Origin of the sequence: Lactiplantibacillus plajomi, assembly GCF_005405405.1 — a bacterium.
Classification (GTDB): domain Bacteria; phylum Bacillota; class Bacilli; order Lactobacillales; family Lactobacillaceae; genus Lactiplantibacillus; species Lactiplantibacillus plajomi.
On sequence record NZ_BJDZ01000015.1, the window covers coordinates 1 to 20,407 of the forward strand.

Consider the following 20,407-nt stretch of genomic DNA (forward strand, 5'->3'; position numbering starts at 1 on the left):
ATAACTGTGCTTCGTCATTATTTGATCCTCCAATTTACTTCCTTAATTATACTAAATCAGAGTCTCTATTTAACTTGTACACTTTTTATTCTAGGCCCAGTCTTCGCGGGTGACATAACCGCGGTCACGGATTAAGTCCATCGCTTTTTTAACATCACTATCTTGATAAACCAATTTCTTCGAATCCTCATGAATCTTAGTTTTCGTTTCTACTGGCATCACAAAAGATCTCCCTTTACTTGGTATACGTTCACTATAGCACCATTCCCGCCAAACGTTAACTATCGGTTATCGAATGCAAAATATCGTAACTATCCTTATTTGCGCGTTCGCGTTATACTAAAAGTAACTAAAAATTATGAAATGAGGAATGTTTCTTTGGACTCTATGGACAATGGCCAAATCATTACAAATTTAGTCATTATTGTCATCACCTTTTGCGTGGCCGCCTTTTTCGTGGCTAGCGAATTCGCTTTAGTTCAAACACGCCCCAGTGCCTTAGAAGAGGAGCAAAAGAAACGCGATAAGCCTTCTAAACGGATTGCAACCTCACTCCACATGGTTCACAACTTAAATGAATACTTATCAACCACCCAAGTTGGGGTTTCGGTTGCCGGGATCATTTTAGGTTGGATCGGTGAACAGACCACCGAACACTTTGTTTTGGAATTATTAAGCGTCTTTAACTTGTCGATTTCCACTTCCGTGTTACGGGCGATCAGTATCATCATCGGGGTTTTCTTGTTGACCTACTTAGAAGTCGTACTGACCGAAATCGTGCCGAAAAATATTGCGATCGACATGCCGCTAAAAGTAATGGCGGTCATCACGACCCCGTTACGGTGGTTCCACGTTGTCTTCTACCCCTTCGTCTGGTTACTGAACGTGTCATCGGCCGGCGTAGTTAAGATGCTGGGAATTCCAGTTGCTAACGAAGATAACGACGTCTACTCACAAGCTGAAATTCTCAACTTATCGCGCAACGCCGTCTCCGGCGGTGAGCTAGAACGCAACGACTACCTCTATATGGAACGGGCGTTTGAATTCAACGATAAAATTGCGAAGGATATCATGATCGACCGGACCCAGTTGGTCGTCATTGACATCAACGACACCGTTAAACAGGCTATCCGCGTTTACTTACAGAAGCGGTTTAGTCGCTTACCGGTGGTTGCCAATAATGATAAGGATAAGATTTTAGGTTACGTTTACAACTATGATTTGATTCGTCAAGGGGAAGTTGACGATGATATTCGCATCAACAAACTGTTGCGGAACATCATCACGATTCCCGAAACCACCCCAATTCAGGCCATTTTACAAAAAATGATCGATAAGCAGACTCCCATCGTCGTCGTGGTTGACGAATATGGTGGGACCAGCGGAATCGTCACTGATAAAGACATTTATGAAGAGCTCTTCGGAACGGTCAACGATGAAATCGACAACGTTTCTAACGAGTACATCGAAAAGCAACCCGACGGGACCTTCCATATCAGTGGTAAAATGACGATTTACGACTTTGAACGGTACTTTAAGACCGACCTCCAGGAATTTGAGGACTCCGACGTGGTGACCTTAACGGGTTACATTTTGGACAACTTCCCCAAAATTCAGGCCGGCGATACCATCCAAATCGGTAACTTTGATTTTAAAGCGCTCGACTTTGAGAACGCCTATATCAACTGGTTCGAAGTCAGCGAACGCACGCCGCAAGCGCCGACCGATCCCGAAGATTAAGTTACGTTAACCTTGCTTTATTTAAGAGCTCCGTGCGATTCACTTTAACCAGTGGCGCGCGGAGCTTTTTTCGCCGTAATCACCGAATGAAGTCGTTTGCAAAACAATGTGCCACAGGGTAAACTAAAGCTACATGTCAAAGAGAAATGAGGAACCGCCCTTGAGTGAACCAAATATTAATATTATTTTTATTTCAATTGAAGGTAATACCCGTTCGTTCGTGAACGGCCTGCAAGATTACGCCAAAACGCAGCACGCGGCCGATGAAAGTAACCCGTTGATCACCTTGAAAGAAGTTAGTGAACAAACTGACTTCGCCATTGAAACCAAACCGTACTTCGCCTTCGTTCCGACCTACCTAGATGGCGGCAACGGCGTCGATAACGGCGTTAAGGAACTGATGACCAACGTTTTAGGTGAATACTTAAACTACGACCAGAACCCGCGGCTTTGTCTCGGCGTCGTTGGTAGTGGTAACCGCAACTTCAACGAGCAGTACTGCTTAACCGCCCGGCGCTACGCGGAACAACTTGATACCGACTTAATTGCCGACTACGAATTACGGGGGACCTCGGTGGATACCGAACGGGTCTACAACGTGATGAAGGAACGGCTAGCAGCCTACAACCGTCAGTAATCAAAAATACCGTCCAGAAATTAAATTTTCTGAACGGTATTTTTTAATTAGCTTGATTAACCATTTAACAAGTGGCCGCACTTGGCCCGCCATAAAACCAGGCTCAACGCGGCTAACATCATCACCGTGACCGTGAAAAAGAGGATTGAGTACGTAAAGGTCGCCACCATCATGCCACCAAATAGCGGGCCGACCGCCCGACCTAACGACAGTGCCATGTTATAGCGGCCCTGGTACTTGCCGCGCTGATCACTAGCCGCCATGTCATCGACCCAGGCCGGTGCGATTGGCAAGCCAATGACTTCACCAATCGTCAAAACGACCATGATGACGATAAAGTCAACGTACTGGCGGGCAAAAACCAGTCCCAGAAATGACAAGGCAAATAACGTGATGCCAATCCCGACCTGGGTCCCAATCTTGAAACGTTCGTTGAAAAACGCGACTAGTGGCTGACTAATAATGATCAAAATGCCGTTCAGGGTCCAAACCTCACTGTAGCGCCGAAACGGAATCCCAAGGTTGGTCATATGCACGGACAGGATGCTCTCCCACAACGCGTAACTCAAATAGATGGTAAAAATCATCAACGCAATGAGCCAAATCAATTGGCGTTGTCGCGCTGGGGTTGTATCCTGGGTTCGCGGTCGTTGCGGATGGCTCCCTTGACGCTCTGGCTCAACGTTGAAACGACTCAAGACGATGGCCATCAAGCCGAGGTAGCAGGCCGTCGTCACCATGAAAACCACGCTAATCCCCAGGTCCAGTAAGTAACCGACCAAGAGCGTTCCCACGACCACCCCCACGTTTAGGGCCAAGTAAAGCATGTTAAAGACGTAACGGTTGGAACGGCTGGTCACCGTGGCCGCGTATGCGTTAACCACGGTCATGCTGATCCCGTCACCAAAGCCAACGATGATTAACCCACCGGCGTAGGCCCACAGTCCGTGGTTAACAATCAGACCAGCTAACGTCAACGTGGAAATGGTGCCGCCAAGAATGGCTGCCCAATACGGCCGCCAGTGGTCGAACAACCGCCCGCCAACGTAGTTCCCCGCAATCATCGCGAGCGACATCAAAAACAGCACGACCCCCGAAAACGTCAAACTTTGTTTCAAATAATTATGCATGTAGACCGTCGTCAACGGCCACATGAACGCTGCGCCCGCGTTATTAAGCAGGTTAGCGATGAATAACCACCGCAGCTGAACTTCTTTTTGCATTCATTTCACCAATTTTTCTAGTTTACCGATCAATATTCGTCATGGCGAGTGGGTCGACCCAGCGCTCAAAGTCGGCCGCGCTCACGTAACCACTCTTCAGGGCCGCGGTCCGTAACGTTGACCCGTCCCGCTCTGCCAGCTGGGCAATTTCCGCTGCCTGGTGATAGCCGATGTGTGGCGACAAGGCCGTCACCGTCATCAACGACTGGTCGACCAGTGCCCGCATCCGTTCGGTATTCGCCGTTAAACCGGCTACCAATTTAGTCGTAAAACCGGTGATTGTCCCGGTCAGGATGTCCACAGATTCCAGAAAGGCGCTGATGATGACCGGCTTGTAGACGTTCATCTCAAAGTTCCCCTGACTGGCCGCAAAGCTAATCGTCGTATCGTTCCCCATCACCCGGGCCGCCGCCATCGTTAAGGCTTCGACCTGGGTGGGGTTGACCTTACCGGGCATGATCGACGACCCCGGTTCGTTGGCCGGAATCGTCAGTTCCCCGTACCCCGCCCGCGGGCCGCTGGCTAAGAAACGGATATCGTTACCAATCTTAATCAGGTCGGCCGCCAAGGTCTTCAACGCACCGTGAACGACCGTCAATTCAGAATGGGCCGCCAAGCCGGCAAAGTCGTTGTCGGCCGGCACAAACTCCGTCCCATACGCCCGACTTAAGCTGGCCGTCATCGCACCCGCAAACTCCGGCGCGGCGTTTAAGCCAGTCCCAACGGCGGTCCCGCCAATCGGCAAGGCTAAGAGGTGCGGACGCAGCTGCTCGAGGTAGCTTAAATCGTGCGTTAACGTGCTGACCCAGCCGCTGATTTCCTGGCCAAACGTCAACGGCGTGGCGTCCTGTAAATGGGTGCGGCCAATTTTGACCGTCCGCCAGTAGGTCGCCTGCTTCTCCTTTAAAGCCTTAACGAGCGTTTCACCAGCCGCTTGCAGCGGTAATAATGCCTGACTCGCCGCGATGTTCATTGCTGTTGGAAAGGCGTCGTTGGAGCTTTGCGACTGATTAACATCGTCGTTTGGTGACAGCGCCGTTTGTGGATCAAGCTTGCCCGCCACGTGGGTCAGCACTTCGTTGACGTTCATATTGGTCTGGGTCCCCGACCCCGTCTGGTAAACGTGCAGCGGAAAATCGGCCATTAGCGAGTCGTCGTCCAACTTTAGTAACCGCGCCACCGCTTGGTCGATCAAGTCCGCCTTGACAGCGGGTAGGCCGCCCAACGTCAGGTTAACGCCGGCCGCGGCCTTTTTAATTCGTAATAACGCCCGAATGACTTGAACCGGCATCAACGGTCCGTGCGGAAAATTATGCCGACTGCGTTCAGTCTGCGGACCCCAAAGTGCGGTTGCCGGAATTTGGACCGGTCCCAACGTGTCGGCCTCTTCGCGATAGTTACTCATAATGACATCCCCTTTTAAAAAATCGTTATTGGTTAACTCTTAGTATACCCCGTTAACGTGCGTTCGCCTATCTAGCGTTTCGGACCAATCAGCCGGCAATCATGCGATTAATACGGCCTGATTACGACGCTTATGAAAAACCGATGAAATAATCGTTCAGGTTTTCAAGCCTAGGTATCGACTAGCCGGCTAAATGATTGCTATAATGTTCTTAAACGTTCTAACGTGGCCAACTTGAAAATGAGGTGACAATCGTTGACCGATAATATGGGCTTTATCACCGCCTACGCCGTGATTTTAATTATCTGGATCTACCAGCGCGTCCGGGTGCCAAAAATGCATTCGTTCGCCGGCTACATGTCACGGCGGGCCATCCAAAGTGAGGAGGCTTGGCGCTTTGCGCAGAACTTCTATTCCATGTTTGGAATCGAAGTTTTTACCATCCTACTTCTGGGCGCCATCGCTGGCGGAATTTTTAACATTGCTGGACTGCAAAGCGTTAATCTGCAAGCCGTAGCGCTCGGAATCGGCTTGATTATTCAAAACGTGGCGACCGAACGGGAACTAAAACGGGCGTTCCCAAAAAAGTAAGTCGCCGTAAATTGGTCAGAATGCATTATAATTGACCAAACTGACTTATGGCTTAATATTGATAGTGTGACGAACACTTTCAACTAACTAACACCCTTTTATAAATATATTTTTAGTAAAGAAGGTAAATGAATGAGTAAAGAAAAAATTGCCTTATTCACCATCTTTGGTGGTACTGGTGACTTGGCTCAACGTAAACTCTATCCGTCCCTGTTCAAGCTTTATCAAAAAGGTTACTTACAGGAACACTTCGCGGTCATTGGAACCGCTCGGCGGCCGTGGACCGACGAACATTATCACCAGGTCGTTGCCGATGCCATTGCTGACCTGAAAGCGGATCCCGCAACCGTGACTAAATTTGCCTCCCACTTCTATTATCAATCTCACGACGTCACCGATGCCCAACATTATGTGACCTTAAAGAAACTCTCCGAAAAGCTTGACGCCCAGTACGGCTTACAGGACAACCGGATTTTCTACCTGGCCATGGCGCCGAACTTCTTCGGCACGATTGCTCAACACCTGCGTTCCGAAAGCATCTTGACGACTAACGGCTTTAACCGGGTCATCATCGAAAAGCCGTTTGGTCACGACTTCGAAAGCGCCAAGGAACTTAACGACCAGTTGACGGCCACCTTTAACGAAAACCAAATTTACCGTATTGACCACTACCTAGGTAAGGAAATGATTCAAAACATTTCGGCAATTCGTTTCGGCAACAACATCTGGGAATCGCTTTGGAATAACCGCTACATTTCAAACGTGCAAGTCACTTTAAGTGAAAAACTTGGGGTGGAAGAACGGGCCGTTTATTATGATAATAGTGGCGCCCTCCGCGACATGGTGCAAAACCACATTTTACAAATTTTGAGTTTGCTGACGATGGAACAACCGGTCGAGTTTACCGAGAAGGATATCGACGTTGAGAAAGTTAAGGCCCTGCGTAGCATCCGGGCCCTCAAGCCGGAAGAAGTCGCCACTAACTTTGTCCGCGGTCAATACGCGGCGGCGGATGGCGTCAAGGCCTACCGTCATGAAGATAAGATTTCGCCAGAATCCAACACCGATACCTTCGTGGCCGGTAAGATCATGATCGATAACTACCGCTGGTCAGGGGTGCCGTTCTACGTCCGCACCGGGAAACGCTTAGCAGACAAGTTTACCCGCATCGACATCGTCTTTAAGCGGCCGGTGCTAAACATCTTTAACCACGATGACGTCCGCGAAAACGGCGATGCCAAGACGAGCCTCGAATCCAACGTCTTAACGATCAAGGTGGAACCTACCGAAGGCTTCGAATTACGGATGAACGCTAAGGCAATCGGCCAAGGCTTCGCAACCAATCCGGTCAACTTGAACTTTGCCCACGATTCCGCCGCCACCGCCAACAGTCCGGAAGCCTACGAACGCCTCATTCACGACGCTTTAAACGGCGACGCAACCAACTTTACCCACTGGCAAGAAGTTGCTTATTCGTGGAAGTTTGTCGATACGATTCAAAAGTATTGGGACGAACATACGCCCGACTTCCCGAACTACCGCCCAGGGTCAATGGGACCGGTAGTCGCCGACCAATTATTGGCTAAAGATGGTCATGAATGGGTTTACAAACAATAATTGAATACTTATGCGAAACGCTCCGATTAGTTTTGGTCGGAGCGTTTTTTAGTGAGCTAATAACTGTTCACAAACCTGAATCAAGCGCTGGACCCCCGCCGTTAACGTGGCTAACGGTAACCCGGCAATCCCCAACAAATAATAGTCGTGGCTTGGCATCGCTTGCCAATTAGAATCCAACGGGTAAATGCGCATATCGACCTTGGTCAGGGCTGCCAACAACTCGGCCTGCTCAATGCCCTTAATTCGAACCACGAGGTGCAAGCCGGCGCCGGTCGTAATCGGGGTAATCGCCGGCGTAGTGGCCAGTAATTGACTGACCCGCTGATACTTTTGGCGGTTAACGGCGCGACTACGGCTCAGGTGGCGGTAATAAGCCCCGTTTTCAAAGTAAGTCAGCATCGCTTGTTGGAGTAGCCCCGCTACCTGGGCTTCGCGGTAACGGTAGTGTTGGTGGTAACGGGCCACTAAGTGCAGCGGCAAAACCAGGTAACCCATTCGTAGCGTGGCGTCGATGCCGCGTGAAAAGGTTCCAAGATAAGCCACTTGATCCGCCGTTGCTAACAATTGCAACGCGGGTAACGGATGAACGTTATAGCGGTACTCACTATCGTAGTCATCCTCAACAATCAACTTATGCTGCTCCGCCGCCCACTTTAATAATTCCAAGCGTTGGCCCACCGGTTGGGTGTAACCCAGTGGAAACTGGTGCGCCGGCGTCGTATACACCACGTCCGGCGCTTGCCGCACCACCGCCGCTAAATCAACACCGGTCGTCGTTACTGGAAGTTGAACCGGCCGGTGCCCGAAACTAGTAGCTAACTGGGATAGGCCGCGGTAACCCGGGTTTTCCAAGCCAACCGTCCCCGCCGGTAAAATACTAAGCAGCGTACTTAAGCCGGCCTTTGCATCGGTAGTGATCACAATTTGTTCCGGATCACAGCTGACACCGCGAGTCGTTTTTAAAAAGTCCGCTAACCGGTCGCGTAACGCCCGTAAGCCCTGCGCGTTCGGGTAATAATCCGGCGTACGTTCGGCTCGCCGTAGCGCTTCACGGACCGCTTTCTTCCAAGCGTTCCAACTGGCCGGCAGCCGTTCGGTCGTTCCGTAGCGAAAGTCAAACCGGCACGTTGCGGGGGGCTGAAACGCGGGTAACGCTTGTCGCGGCGCTATCTCGGCGGGCCAATGCTGGAGATCCTGATAATAATACCCGCTCCCCGGAACGGTATAGACGTACCCCTCTGCCCGCAACTGTTCGTAGGCCTGTTCAACGGTCGTTTTCGACACCCCTAGATTTTGCGCCATCTTTCGAATCGACCACAGGCGCTGCGCGGCACGTTGCGGCGCATAATCATCGCGTAGTTGCTGGTAAAGTTGTAAATATAGCGGCGTGGGCGCGTTACGGTCTAATCGCATTTGCAAACTGTCCTTTCATTTTTAATAAAAGTGTCACTTTTCATCCGGTCAATTAGCCCCTATTATAGGCAATAATCATAACGAAGGGAAGTCATCACATGGACACTAACCGGATTATTCAAGCAATTCAAGTTTCAGGAATTCGCCGTTTCGACGAAGCCATTGGGTCAAGCGCCGACACCATTAAGTTAACGGTCGGCAAACCGGACCTGGCCACCCCCGAACACGTTAAGGACGCCGCCGTCCGGGCAATTCGTGATGATTGGACCCACTATTCACCGTTGATGGGCTTTGCCGAGCTACAACACGCCGCCAGCCAATATTTCCACACCCGCTACGGGTTGACCTACGCCGCCAACGACGTCTTAGCAACGGTTGGGGCTACTGAGGCGGTGGCCACTAGCTTATTAACACTACTTAACCCGGGTGACGGGGTGCTCCTCCCGACGCCGGCCTACGCAAGCTACGCGCCACTAGTCGCCATGGCCCAGGGAAAGTTGATTACGGTCGACACGACCGCCAACGGCTTTAAACTGACCGCAGACAGCCTTGAACGGGCACTGAACAGCCAGCCGACCACCCCAATTAAGGCCATCATTCTCAATTACCCGACTAATCCAACCGGCATCACCTACACTAGAACTGAATTATTGGCCTTACGCGCCGTGATTGCCGCCCACGACCTGTACGTCATCAGCGATGAAATTTATAGCGAGCTAACTTACGACCAGCCCCACACCGCCTTTGCAACCCTCTACCCGGAAAAGACGGTGACAATTAACGGGCTGTCCAAGTCGCACGCCATGACCGGCTGGCGTTTAGGATTCATCATGGCGCCCCAGCCGTTAATCGCTGAAATGAAGAAGACTCACCAGTACTTAGTCACCTCGACCAGTTCAATCACCCAAGCTGCCGGTATTGAGGCCCTGACGAACGGCATTGACGATGGTCAACGGATGCGCGCCAAATACCAACAACGCCGCGAACTAGTCGCTAATCGGCTGGGTGCAATTGGTCTGAATTACGTTTACCCGGCCGGTGCGTTTTACGTATTCGTGCAACTACCAAGTTGGTTTAACGGCACCAGTTGGCAATTCGCCACCCAGTTAGCCCACCAAGCGCACGTCGCCGTTATCCCGGGATCAGCGTTTGGAACCGCCGGCGAAGGCTGGGTCCGGCTTAGCTACGCGGCCAGTTCCACCAAGTTGACGACCGCGCTTGACCGCATCGCAACCTGGATCAATCAAATGGAGGAAAATCACCATGTTATTCACTAACCGTCACCTAATTACCGCCATGGTCACCCCGTTCGACGACCACCAACAATTAGACCTCACCCGCTTAAAGGTTCTGATCGAGCACCTGCTGGCTCACCACACCCAGGGCATCTTAGTCGGCGGCACGACTGGCGAGGGACCGACCCTCAGCGACACCGAAAAATTAACCCTCTTCAAGCAAACGGCGACCCTGGTCGCCGGCCGGGTACCGGTGATTGCCAACACTGGTTCCAATAATACCCAGGCTAGCATCGCCTTTACCAAAAAGGTGAGTCAAATTGCCGGAATCGATGCGGCTTTAGTGGTCGTTCCACCGTATAACAAGCCCGACCAAGCGGGCATGCTGGCCCACTTTACCGCCATCGCTGATCAAGGGGGCCTGCCGATTATCATCTATAACATCCCCGGGCGAGTCGGTGTCAACATGAACGTGACGACCGTGTTAGCGTTAGCCCAAAATCCGCGCATTATCGGCATCAAGCAGTGCGGCTCGGACAGCGACCTCGCCGCTATTATCAACGGCAGTCCGGCTGACTTTGCCGTTTTTACCGGTGAAGACGCCCAAACGTTGACTGCCCGGATCCTCGGAGCGACCGGCGTCATTTCAGTGGCCAGCCACGTTTTCGGTGACCAGATGACTCAAGTAGAAACCGCGCTGGCTGCTAACGACTGGCGTAAAGCCGGCCAGATCCAACGGGCCTTAATCCCCAAAATGGCCGCCCTCTTTAGTTACCCGTCGCCAGCGCCGGTCAAGGCCGCCCTCAACGCCTTACAAATACCAGTCGGCGCACCGCGCTTACCCCTATTGCCACTGACCCACCAGCAGACGAACGCGTTACTTCAACAATTACGCTAAGAATGCGTTTCAATTTATTCACAGTGGTTTCTCTAGTATAATTAATTAAATTCTAGTTAATAGAAGGTGGTGACCGCGATGTGTGGCTGGTATACTGGTATGCCCTTCATGTGGATGGGCGGCTCATTTAGCGTCATTGGACTCATTATCTTATTAGCTATCGGTGCCTACTGGTTAGGGACCCGGGCTAATCATAAAAACCAGTAGTGGGTTCGCTAACAAAACGGTTCATAGCAAAACCGGCTGTCAGAAATTCTGGCAGCCGGTTTTACTTTTAGGTAATTAACCCCGTTAGGTTGATATGTTATGATAATTATTAATGTTTTAATTCTGACGCGTTTAATCTCTGGAGGCTTTGCTGTGTTTTGGTTACCGGTTTGTTTATCACTCATCCTAATTTGCGGGCACATTTTATTTCGGCGAACGTTGGCCATCTCGTTTGACGTCTTCATTTTACTGAACACGTTAGAAGACGCCTTGTGGCAAGCTGCTCCAGCAAAAATCCAACGGCTGATTACGCGTAGTCGCCGCGATTTACAACGGTTACGGGGACTGGCACTGGTGAGTTGCATCAGCCTAATGCTCGTCTCTTTTTTAATCATCGCCAGTTACCGGGCCGAACCCGGACGCTCTTCGATCATCATCGTGCTGTGTGCGATTGACACGTACGGCTTTTACTTTCTTTTCCAACGACTCTTCATTAAAGTGTACGCGTGGCACCGCTATCCCCAACTTAAGACGGCGATTGATTACCTAATTCACGTCGTGCACCAAAAAAATCAGGAGGGCTAACACCTTCCTGACTTTTTTAGTTTATGCTTGAACCGCAGCTTTAATCGGGGTCTCGCCGTTAATCAGCGCAATGGTCTTACCAATCGTTGCCGGCGTCTTCAAGGTAGCCACCGCAAAAGTCGCCACGTCGTCACGGGTAATTTCACCGCCGGCGTCCGGATTGACCGTGACTTTGCCAGTCCCAGCATCGTTGACTAAACTACCTGGTTGGAGAATCGTATAAGCCAACTCAGTCCGGGTCTTCAGCCATTCATCAGCGTAATATTTTGCCACGTAGTACGGTTGTAACGCCCGTGGCCAGCGCGCCCGGTCGGGGGTAAATTCCGCACTGATGATGACGTAACGTTTGACGCCTGCCAATTTGGCGGCTTCCATCGACTTAACCGCGCCGTCTAGGTCAATCATCAGCGTCATATCATAACCGGTTTGACCACCCGAGCCAGCGGCGAACACGATGGCGTCCATGCCCTTGAATGCAGCAGCGAGCTCGTGCGGTTGGGCCATTAAATTAAATTGAACCGCTTCAGCGCCGGCATCCTCAAAGGCTTGCGCCTGGTCGGGTTGCCGAATTCCCGCAAAAACCCGATCACCCTGCGCAACCAGCTTAGAAACGATTTTCTTACCGATTTGACCGTGTGCACCAATGACAAAGACTTTCATAACGCTTCACTCCCATAGTTTAATTATTTTTATTATAAAGCTTTAATCCTTGAAACCCCACTATTCTGTTTTACTTGGCGACCGGTCTGGGCTTATAATGGTGCCATCCATTTTACAGGGGCAATTAGTATGACAAAATTTGTACGCGCGGCCACCACTGCTGATCTAAAACAGATGACCGCGATTATTCAGCAAGGTAAAACTATTTTAGCAACCGACCACGTCCCCCAGTGGCAGGGCCCCTACCCAGCGGCTAGCGACTTACAAGCTGACATCGACGCGGGCATTGCCTGGGTCCTAATCGTTGACGGCCAGGTTGCGGGCACCGCCGCACTGAAAACGACCGCCGATCCGAACTACGGCAAAATTTATCAAGGCGCTTGGCAACCCGCGGATCCGCACTACACTTCGATCCACCGCATTTCAATTGCCAGTGGTTATCACGGCCAACACTTGGCCGACTTCTTTTTCAGTAACCTGATGACGCTAAGTTACCAGCTCGGCTTTCACCAGGTCCGCATCGATACCCACCAATTAAACCAGCGAATGCAACACATCATCAAAAAGGCTGGCTTTGAATACCGCGGGATTGTCTACATGGCGGACGACCCGGCGGACCAGCGGCTGGCCTACCAATTAATGCTTAAATAAAAAATAGTGTTGCCCGACTATCGGCCGTTTCCGATAATCAGGCAACACTATTTTTATTAACTATTCATTTTGGGGCACCGCCACAAATTCGTGGTGGGGCAACGAGTACAAGAGTTGTTGCGTGACGGGCTGTTGATACATCACCGTCAACGCTTCCGCGTAAAGTCTAACTTGACCAGCATAACGACCCAACAAGTCACTCGTGTGGCGCACGTGGTCGGTTTTATAATCAAATAAAATTAGGCCGGCTGGCGTCTCTAAATACCCGTCAATGATCCCGTGAATCAGCACCTTCGTATTTTCGTCGGGATTCACATCAGCGAATAGTTGCTGGGCCGGCATTAATAGCGAAAACGGCACTTCGCGGTGAACCTTGGTCGGGTCGGCTAAAATTTGCCGCCCCAGGTCACTTTGATAAAAACCGACGACCGCTTCCGTCCGAATTTTAGCCGCTAAAGTTGCCGTTAAGACGCCGGTTTCAACTAACCCGGCAATCGTGGTTGCAACGACCTGTGCATCAACCGGCTGATCTAACGGCAACTGTTCCAAAACTAAGTGGGTCGCACTCCCCACTTCAGCGCTCGTGGGGGCTTGCACGGTCTGCAAAAACTGTGGCATCGCTAGCTCGTCGGTCACAAACCGGCGGGTCGTGGCCGCCCGGTCAGCACTCACTAACGGGTTGGTACCCATCCGCGCGTTATCCGGATCCTCGAACACCCGCTTAACTTCTGAAACCGATTGGTAAGCCGTTGTCGCCGCCGACGTCTCAAAGCGATAGTGAAAATTCAACAAGTTATGCAGCTGATCACGTGTTAGCTGGTCAACGTTAACGTCAACCGGTGCTTCAACCCGTTCGATTGCGTTCTTCTGCGACTCACGTTTGTGCGGTCGCTGGGCCGGGGCAAGGATGGTCGCATCACCCAACTCAACGGTGAACTTGGCCGGGTTGTCGGCCAAACTTCGGTTGGGCTGGTCATCGTCCCAATAAGCTCGCATCGCTGGGTGGCGAATCAAACTCATCCCGACCCAGTCAAGTTGACTTTTCGCACTGGTCCGCGCGGCCGCTGGCAAGACTAGTTCATCGGTTGTAAATACTTGGCGCCATTGCTTAGTGGCCGCTTCAATGTTTTTTACCGTCCCTACCAAGTAAAGCTGTTGTTCGGCACGGGTCACCGCCACGTACAACTTGCGCATTTCTTCCGCCCGCAGTTTTTTATCCACAATTCGCTGATTAACTAAGCGGGGCAACGTTGAATACTGGATGCGTCGTTCCGGATCAAGGTACTGAATCCCGATCCCAGCCTGCCGGTCCAGTAACGCGTTCGCCCGCGTATCGGAGACGTTAAATTGCTTATCCATATTCATTAAGAATACGACTGGAAATTCAAGTCCCTTACTCCCGTGAATCGTCATCACACTAACGGCTTCGGTCTCAGTTTCAGCCACCGCCGATGCTAAATCCTTATCTTTTTCCTGCATCCGTTTAATAAAGCGGACAAATTGGAAGACACCCTTAAAGCTACCCTGTTCGTAAGTATAAGCTCGTTCGTACAGGGCGTGCAGGTTCGCCTGGCGTTGAGCGCCCGCCGGCATGCCACCAACGTAGTCGAGAAAACCGGTTCGCTCATAAATTTGCCAAATCAACGTCACAATTTGGTTACGCCGCGCTAAGTCGCGAAAATCACGCAGTTCTTCCATAAAAATTTTGATTTTTTCAAACAATCGGTCCGCGTACGGAGTCGGTTGGCTATCCCCCGGATAGTTTTGATAAAAGTCCTTTACGCTTTGGAAATAATCGCTAGTTTTATTTTGAATGCGCAAATAAACCAGCTGATTTTCATCCAAGCCAACAATCGGTGAACGTAAGACGGCAACTAGCGGAATATCCTGATACGGGTTATCGATAATGCTCAGGAGCGCCATCATAATACGAATTTCCGTCGTCTGGAAATAATTTTGGGCATCGTTCACAACGATTGGAATGTGGTACTGCTTAAAGACGTCGATGATTGACAAATTCTTCGCCCTAGTCGGCACTAACAGCGCAGCGTCACTATAACGGAACGGTCGAAATTCACCCGCTGCCCTGTCATAAATTGGGTGCGCCATCCGCTTCAACGCAATGATTTTCTTGGCAACCATCGTGATGCTGCCCACCGCCGGATCATCAATTGAAAAGTCCTGTTCTGACTGGTCAGTTTCAGTCGCTGCCGGCTTTGGTTGGTCGGACTGCTCCCCCTGTGGTTCATCGGTTTGGTACAGTAATAAACTGGTTGTCTGGGGCATTTCGGCAGGATAGTCTTTCGGGCCGTATTTCAGATAAGCAGCTGCATCATAGTCGATTTGCCCAACCGGTTCATCCATTAACTGACTAAAAATCAGATTGGTTAAATTATCTACATTTTCAACCGAACGGAAGTTTTCAGCTAAAACGATCCGGTCACCATGCTCAGGATGGGCACCATAATCGCGGTATTTACCTAAGAACAACGTCGGGTCCGCTAACCGGAATTGGTAAATCGACTGTTTCACGTCACCAACCATGAATAAGTTGCCCGGGTCGTCTCGCGACAGCAATTGCAAAATCCGTTCCTGCATGCTGTTAATGTCCTGATACTCATCCACCATCACTTCTTCAAATTGGTGGCGTAACTGGTTCAACGCACCACGGCCACTCTCCGTATCGGTCGTTAAGATTTGAAGCGTGAAGTGTTCCAAGTCCGAAAAGTCGAGGACCTGGCGTTGCCGCTTTTCTTGCGCAAAGGCCGCCTTAAACGTCAAAGTTGCGTGTACGAGTTCCGTAACGATTGCCCGCGCACCGACCATGATATCGAGGACCGTCTGTTCGTCCGCAGTAAAGTAGGTTTCTTTCAGTTGCTTAATGGTTTTCTTGGCCGCGTCGACCAACGCGCCCATTTTAGCCCCCGCCGGATTCTTCTCCGGTTCCTTGGCGTACTTCCGCGTCGTCGCGCCAACTTTAAAGGTACTGACCAGGTTACGCAAGCTATCCCAGTTAGCTTGGGGTAGGGCTGCCATCAATTCTTGCAATAACCTCCTGGCCGTTTGCAAGGCCGTCAAAGTTTTTGGGTTCAGGGCGTTCGTTTCAGTAATTTCAATCGCTTGGTCCAATTGCTGTTGCGCACTTTGAACTGCAGTTTTTAAAATCGGTAACAACTGGGCCTTAAAAAAGGCCGATTCCGTGACGGACTTTCCCTGTAAATCATAGGTGTCCGGTAAGTGCTGTAACCAGTCTTCCGGATCGGGCGTGGACTGGGCAAAGTCAAATAACCGGAAAACTAACTGACCGAGACCATCATCGTTCCGGTCATTCGAAAAGTTGGCCGTTAATAAATCAAATAACTCGCCATCACTGGCGTACAGTTGCTCACGGACCGCGTCCCAAACTTGGTCGCGAATCAGGAGTCCTTCCGTTTCGTCCGCTAATAACCGAAAAATCGGGTCTAAATCGATGACGTAATAGTAGCGTTGCACGACCCGCTTACAAAACGAGTCAATCGTACTAATATTCGCCACCCCGAGTAAGTTCAATTGTTGCCGTAAACGCCGGACTTCTGGGGACGCCGTTGTCGCGGTCGCATCGTTGGCCAGTAGGGTCGCAATTTGCTGGTTTAACCGCTTTTCCATTTTTTGTTTCATATTTTTGGCTGCCAAGTCGGTAAAAGTGACCACCAGTAACTGGTCAACGTTGACGCCAGCCAACACTTTTTTCATAATTCGCTCAATCAAGACGGTCGTTTTACCGGACCCCGCCGAAGCGGAAACCAGTAAATTATTCCCTTGCTGGTTAATCACCGCCTGCTGACTCGGCGTATAGTTTGTTTTCGTACCCATGCTTACTTTTCCCCCATTTCTTTCCGGAGTAAGGCTAACACTTCCGCTGGTTTTAGTGGCTGTAAATCGTGGTACCCGTTTTCCGGCAACATCGCGTCAAATTGCATAATTGCCAAGTACGGCGAATATTGGAGCGCGGTCGTCTTATCATCCAACCGGATTGGGTCTAACGCCACGTTACCAGCAAAGATTTCACGGGCCGCATCCACGATTAACTGCTCATTATGCGCCAGCAAGCGGCCCAATTCTTCGTTGGTCACTAACGCGTTTTTGCCCCCACTGAGATAAGCCTTATCCGACTTCCGTACGTGGAACGGGTAAACCGATGAGCGGCCTTGGTGTTCCGCAACTTCCGTGTCTAGGTGATCCAACAATTCCGGGTCATTTAGTAAGATACCCTGATACTTATTTTCCTTAAGCAACGCTTCCTCAAATCCCTTGGTCACGTCTTTAGGCGCCAACTTAGGGTTTTGAATATGCATATAGAGTGCCCCGGCCAGTTGAATATCCGCGGTCGTATCGGTCACAATCGTGCGCTCATTCTTTAAAACGGCTGCTAAATAGGTCAACATCTGCATTGCTAAACCGTAGTAGGCCTGCCCAAAATCAAAGGCGTGGGCCGATGACTTATAGTCCACGATACCGAGATAATCTTGATTGGCCACCTTAATTTGGTCCAACCGGTCGATTTTCCCCCGAACGTGCACACTATGGGTCGCATCCACCGAGTAATCCAATGACTTTAAGCTGTGCTCCTGACCGACGTTACCGAATAGTAACTCGGTCTGTACCGGCTGGGCATCCGAGCGCTTACTCTGGTTACGAATGGCAAACGCCACCTGGCGGACCGTCCGAACGAGCTGGCGCTGAATGTACGCCATCCGGTTGGAACTCGTTAAGATCACAAACTGCTGCTGAGCTAAAACTTCCTTGGTAATCGTTTCAAGATAGCTCGACAACTTTTCATCCGTTACCTGCGCCAATGGAATATGGTCGGCCCGAATGGCCTTAATAATGCCGTCTAACACGGCGTGGAAAAATTCACCGGTACTAGCCGGGGACAAGTCAAAGACGTCGCGCTCCCTTAACTTGAGTCCGTACTTCAAGAAGTAGGCGTACGGGTTACGGTAATACTCTTCCAATTTAGAAATTGAGGTATAAATTCGGTTACCGTACAGCGCGTTGACACTGTTTTCCGTTAATTGTTGGGGTTCGTTACGATAATCCAGCCCCGCTAATAACCGCTGCGCGAGCGGACCAAACTGGGTATCAGCCCGTAACTGCTGGGCTAGCCAGACCCAGACACCCGCTGGGTGGATTTCCGCTCCCTGCCGCCCGTAATCAGCATTAGTAGTGAGGACGTCCCGGTAAACTTGAATAACGTGACTTAGCGTCCGGCGTTTCGTGCTAACGAACGGCGTGATATCCGGTTCGACTGGGTCGGGGGCGTTTAAGTAGGTCACCTCTGGCAACTTAAAATGTTGCTGAATTCGTTTCACGTACGGCGACCAGTTCAATGTCGATTCCTGATCATCCTTTAGCGGCGCACTAAAAATCAAGTGTTTCTGGGCGCTGAGAAAGGCTAAGTAGTTCAGGCAACTCTCGTCAGCTAACTGAACTACCGCCGAATCATTTAGAAAATGGCCTTCACCTAATTCGGTCAGCGCCGGTTCCAGCGCGGTCTTATCAGCATCGCTCAACAAGTTATTCGCCACGATTCGGTCGGGCATCACGAGGTCGGTCGCGCCAATCATAAAGACGACTTTTCGGTCCTGACTCTGCACCATCCCACTTTCAGAAACGAGCACTTGGTCCAACGTCGACGGGATTTGTGAATAACTTGCACCTTCAAAACCAGCTTTTAATAAGGCGATGAAGTCTTCGTTGACGAACGACTCGTCCCCTAAAATCACCACGTACTCGTCTAACATGCCACAAAACGTTTGCCAAGTCTGCTCGGGTTCCGCCGCCGTCGCCACGTCGCCGCGATCGAGCGCCTGGTCACGCCAAGCCAATAGTTGGGTCGTGACCCCGGCCTGTTCAAGAAAGTTCACTAAAACGGTCGCCGCTTCACGCCCATTTTTAGCGGTAGCGATGGCTTTGAAAAACGGCGGGAAAGTTGCCGCCACAAAGTGATGGATCAAGTTGATTTGCTTTGAAATGGCGAGGTTTTTATCGGTTTCAACGCCGGTATCGCCCTCGTTTAATTGGAAGTACTGCCAATCTTCGCGCTGCGTCCAGCGGTGGCCCGAATAACCGCTTTTAAGGATGAAGTTTTCCGTTAAATCGACCGCCTGCCGGTAAGCTTCCCGTGCCATGGGCTGGCCATCAACCTGCGGTAAAATCAGTTCCGTTTTTAGGATCCGCATGACGTCGCGGTAACCGTAATGACTCTTTTGTAAATCAAATAACGCGCCAATCAGCTCCACAAGCGGGTGGTCCGCCATCGACCGTTGTAAATCGACAAAGTACGGAATTTCGAGCTGTTGTAGCGTGGGTGCCAGCATCGTCTGGTAGTTGGCTAGGTGCCGGGTCATAATTAAAAAGTCCCGGTAATGATAATCGTCGGCCGGATTTTCGTGCCGCTTGGCAACCATCGCCCGAATTTTGCGGCCAACTTGCGCCAATTCGGTTTGGCGGCTGTCCGTCCGCATAATCTCAATCTGATGGTTAGGCTGCTCCTGACCAGTTGCGGCTTGCGGGTGACCCCGCCAAAAATCATCCAGTACGGCCAAGCCATGACTAACACGCAAGTCTTTGGCCTGAATATCCGTCAAAACCTTGACGTGGCGTTCACGCGCGTAGTTGTAGAGGCGGTAGTACAGCCGACCGGATTGGTAAAATAAACGACCCGTTTCCGGTAACTGGTCAACTACCTTGTGGTCCAACGTCAGGCTGACGGTCACATCGGCGCCGCGTTCCAACATGGTCGTAATAATCCCTTGTTCCTGTGAAGGAAGCTGCGCAAACCCAACCAATTCTAGGTACACGTGAACGCTGCTTAAATCTTGGTGGCGCAAATAGGCGTTCAACTGGGCTAACACGTCGGCCGGTTTGAGGTACTTCCCCGCCGTTGCTTCAATGAAGTCCGCATAAACGATGGCTAAATCGTGCAGCTTGGCGCCTAAATCACCACTAGTGGTTTGTTGCGCCAAGGTTTGCAGGTCTTCCGGTTGTAAATTAGCGACTTGTAATTCGTTCACTTCCCGTGCTAACTGGGTTATAAAACCTGTCTGGGTGACTTCCCCACCGAATAATTGTAATTCTGGCTGGTGCTGTTTCAGAATCCGGTAAAGTAGCATATCAATTCCGGCCGCGGATAGCCGTGGAACTTGGTAGGCCGCTTCGTTCTTCATTAAGTACCAGGCTAAGCGGGTAAATGACAGTACCTGCACCTGGTGTTGCGCGTACATCCCATCTTTTTTGCTCAACCCTGCCAATCGGTTTAAAACGTCAACTTCGGTATCAAATTTAATGTGGTTGGGGACTAAATAAAAAAACTGGTCGCGAGGCTGCTCCGTTAACGCCGCCATGAGTTGCTCGACCATCGTCGCACGATGATCCATCTTCGCCGGACCCAGTACAAATTGTAAACTCACCACAATCCCTCCAATGTGAACAAACGTTCTGTTTAAGTTAGTCTTATTATCGCACAAAATTCTAGCCAAAAAAACCACTGACCAGCAGGTT

At 50.7% G+C, this 20,407-nt stretch carries 16 protein-coding genes; 9 read left to right on the forward strand and 7 right to left on the reverse strand.

Annotated elements, in window-relative coordinates:
- Nucleotides 1-90: 90 nt before the first annotated feature.
- Nucleotides 91-219, reverse strand: coding sequence for a hypothetical protein (locus FFM82_RS13890; protein WP_263854484.1), 129 nt, complete (start codon nt 217-219; stop codon nt 91-93).
- A gap of 168 nt (nt 220-387) precedes the next feature.
- On the opposite strand from FFM82_RS13890, the gene FFM82_RS07455 reads away from it, so the two are divergent.
- Both FFM82_RS07455 and nrdI read left to right on the forward strand, forming a co-directional pair.
- Nucleotides 388-1,740 (forward strand): hemolysin family protein, encoded by a 1,353-nt coding sequence (locus FFM82_RS07455; RefSeq protein WP_137645286.1) that lies wholly within the window; start codon nt 388-390, stop codon nt 1,738-1,740.
- A 160-nt stretch (nt 1,741-1,900) separates the two neighbouring features.
- On the forward strand, nt 1,901-2,377 hold the full coding sequence (nrdI, locus tag FFM82_RS07460) for a class Ib ribonucleoside-diphosphate reductase assembly flavoprotein NrdI (protein WP_137645234.1): 477 nt from the start codon (nt 1,901-1,903) through the stop codon (nt 2,375-2,377).
- A gap of 56 nt (nt 2,378-2,433) precedes the next feature.
- Here the strand turns inward: nrdI and FFM82_RS07465 are convergent, their stop codons facing one another.
- Together FFM82_RS07465 and FFM82_RS07470 are read right to left on the reverse strand one after the other, a co-directional pair.
- Nucleotides 2,434-3,600 (reverse strand): MDR family MFS transporter, encoded by a 1,167-nt coding sequence (locus FFM82_RS07465; RefSeq protein ID WP_137645235.1) that lies wholly within the window; start codon nt 3,598-3,600, stop codon nt 2,434-2,436.
- Nucleotides 3,601-3,622: 22 nt separating this feature from the next.
- The gene (locus FFM82_RS07470; protein ID WP_137645236.1) at nt 3,623-5,005 is read right to left on the reverse strand and encodes a class II fumarate hydratase; all 1,383 of its coding nucleotides are present in this window, start codon (nt 5,003-5,005) and stop codon (nt 3,623-3,625) included.
- 255 nt (nt 5,006-5,260) lie between these two features.
- Between FFM82_RS07470 and FFM82_RS07475 the strand changes: the two genes are divergently transcribed.
- Nucleotides 5,261-5,596, forward strand: a complete 336-nt coding sequence (locus tag FFM82_RS07475) for an SdpI family protein (RefSeq protein ID WP_225425644.1) — start codon at nt 5,261-5,263, stop codon at nt 5,594-5,596.
- A gap of 132 nt (nt 5,597-5,728) precedes the next feature.
- Entirely contained in the window at nt 5,729-7,213 is a 1,485-nt protein-coding gene (gene zwf, locus FFM82_RS07480) for a glucose-6-phosphate dehydrogenase (protein WP_137645237.1), read from the forward strand.
- A gap of 48 nt (nt 7,214-7,261) precedes the next feature.
- On the opposite strand, the gene pdxR is transcribed toward zwf, so the two are convergent.
- A complete protein-coding gene (gene pdxR / locus FFM82_RS07485; protein ID WP_137645238.1) occupies nt 7,262-8,629 on the reverse strand; it encodes a MocR-like pyridoxine biosynthesis transcription factor PdxR in 1,368 nt (455 codons plus the stop codon).
- 98 nt (nt 8,630-8,727) lie between these two features.
- Between pdxR and FFM82_RS07490 the strand changes: the two genes are divergently transcribed.
- The 4 genes from FFM82_RS07490 to FFM82_RS07500 all read left to right on the forward strand — a co-directional run bounded on the left by FFM82_RS07490 (nt 8,728) and on the right by FFM82_RS07500 (nt 11,554).
- On the forward strand, nt 8,728-9,906 hold the full coding sequence (locus FFM82_RS07490) for an aminotransferase class I/II-fold pyridoxal phosphate-dependent enzyme (protein ID WP_137645239.1): 1,179 nt from the start codon (nt 8,728-8,730) through the stop codon (nt 9,904-9,906).
- The gene (gene dapA / locus FFM82_RS07495) at nt 9,893-10,762 is read left to right on the forward strand and encodes a 4-hydroxy-tetrahydrodipicolinate synthase (protein ID WP_137645240.1); all 870 of its coding nucleotides are present in this window, start codon (nt 9,893-9,895) and stop codon (nt 10,760-10,762) included. The genes FFM82_RS07490 and dapA overlap by 14 nt, the downstream gene beginning before the upstream one ends.
- 78 nt (nt 10,763-10,840) lie before the next feature.
- Nucleotides 10,841-10,969, forward strand: a complete 129-nt coding sequence (locus FFM82_RS13895) for a hypothetical protein (protein ID WP_263854485.1) — start codon at nt 10,841-10,843, stop codon at nt 10,967-10,969.
- A 153-nt stretch (nt 10,970-11,122) separates the two neighbouring features.
- On the forward strand, nt 11,123-11,554 hold the full coding sequence (locus tag FFM82_RS07500) for a hypothetical protein (protein WP_137645241.1): 432 nt from the start codon (nt 11,123-11,125) through the stop codon (nt 11,552-11,554).
- Nucleotides 11,555-11,575: 21 nt separating this feature from the next.
- Here the strand turns inward: FFM82_RS07500 and FFM82_RS07505 are convergent, their stop codons facing one another.
- Nucleotides 11,576-12,214: an SDR family oxidoreductase gene (locus tag FFM82_RS07505; RefSeq protein ID WP_137645242.1), complete on the reverse strand. Its 639-nt coding sequence runs from the start codon at nt 12,212-12,214 to the stop codon at nt 11,576-11,578.
- Between the two features lie 129 nt (nt 12,215-12,343).
- Here FFM82_RS07505 and FFM82_RS07510 point away from each other — a divergent pair, with 129 nt between their 5' ends.
- Entirely contained in the window at nt 12,344-12,865 is a 522-nt protein-coding gene (locus FFM82_RS07510) for a GNAT family N-acetyltransferase (protein WP_137645243.1), read from the forward strand.
- A gap of 60 nt (nt 12,866-12,925) precedes the next feature.
- Here FFM82_RS07510 and addA read toward each other — a convergent pair whose 3' ends face one another.
- Together addA and FFM82_RS07520 are read right to left on the reverse strand one after the other, a co-directional pair.
- Nucleotides 12,926-16,717 (reverse strand): helicase-exonuclease AddAB subunit AddA, encoded by a 3,792-nt coding sequence (addA, locus tag FFM82_RS07515; RefSeq protein ID WP_137645244.1) that lies wholly within the window; start codon nt 16,715-16,717, stop codon nt 12,926-12,928.
- Between the two features lie 2 nt (nt 16,718-16,719).
- The gene (locus tag FFM82_RS07520) at nt 16,720-20,316 is read right to left on the reverse strand and encodes a PD-(D/E)XK nuclease family protein (RefSeq protein WP_137645245.1); all 3,597 of its coding nucleotides are present in this window, start codon (nt 20,314-20,316) and stop codon (nt 16,720-16,722) included.
- Between the last annotated feature and the right edge of the window lie 91 nt (nt 20,317-20,407).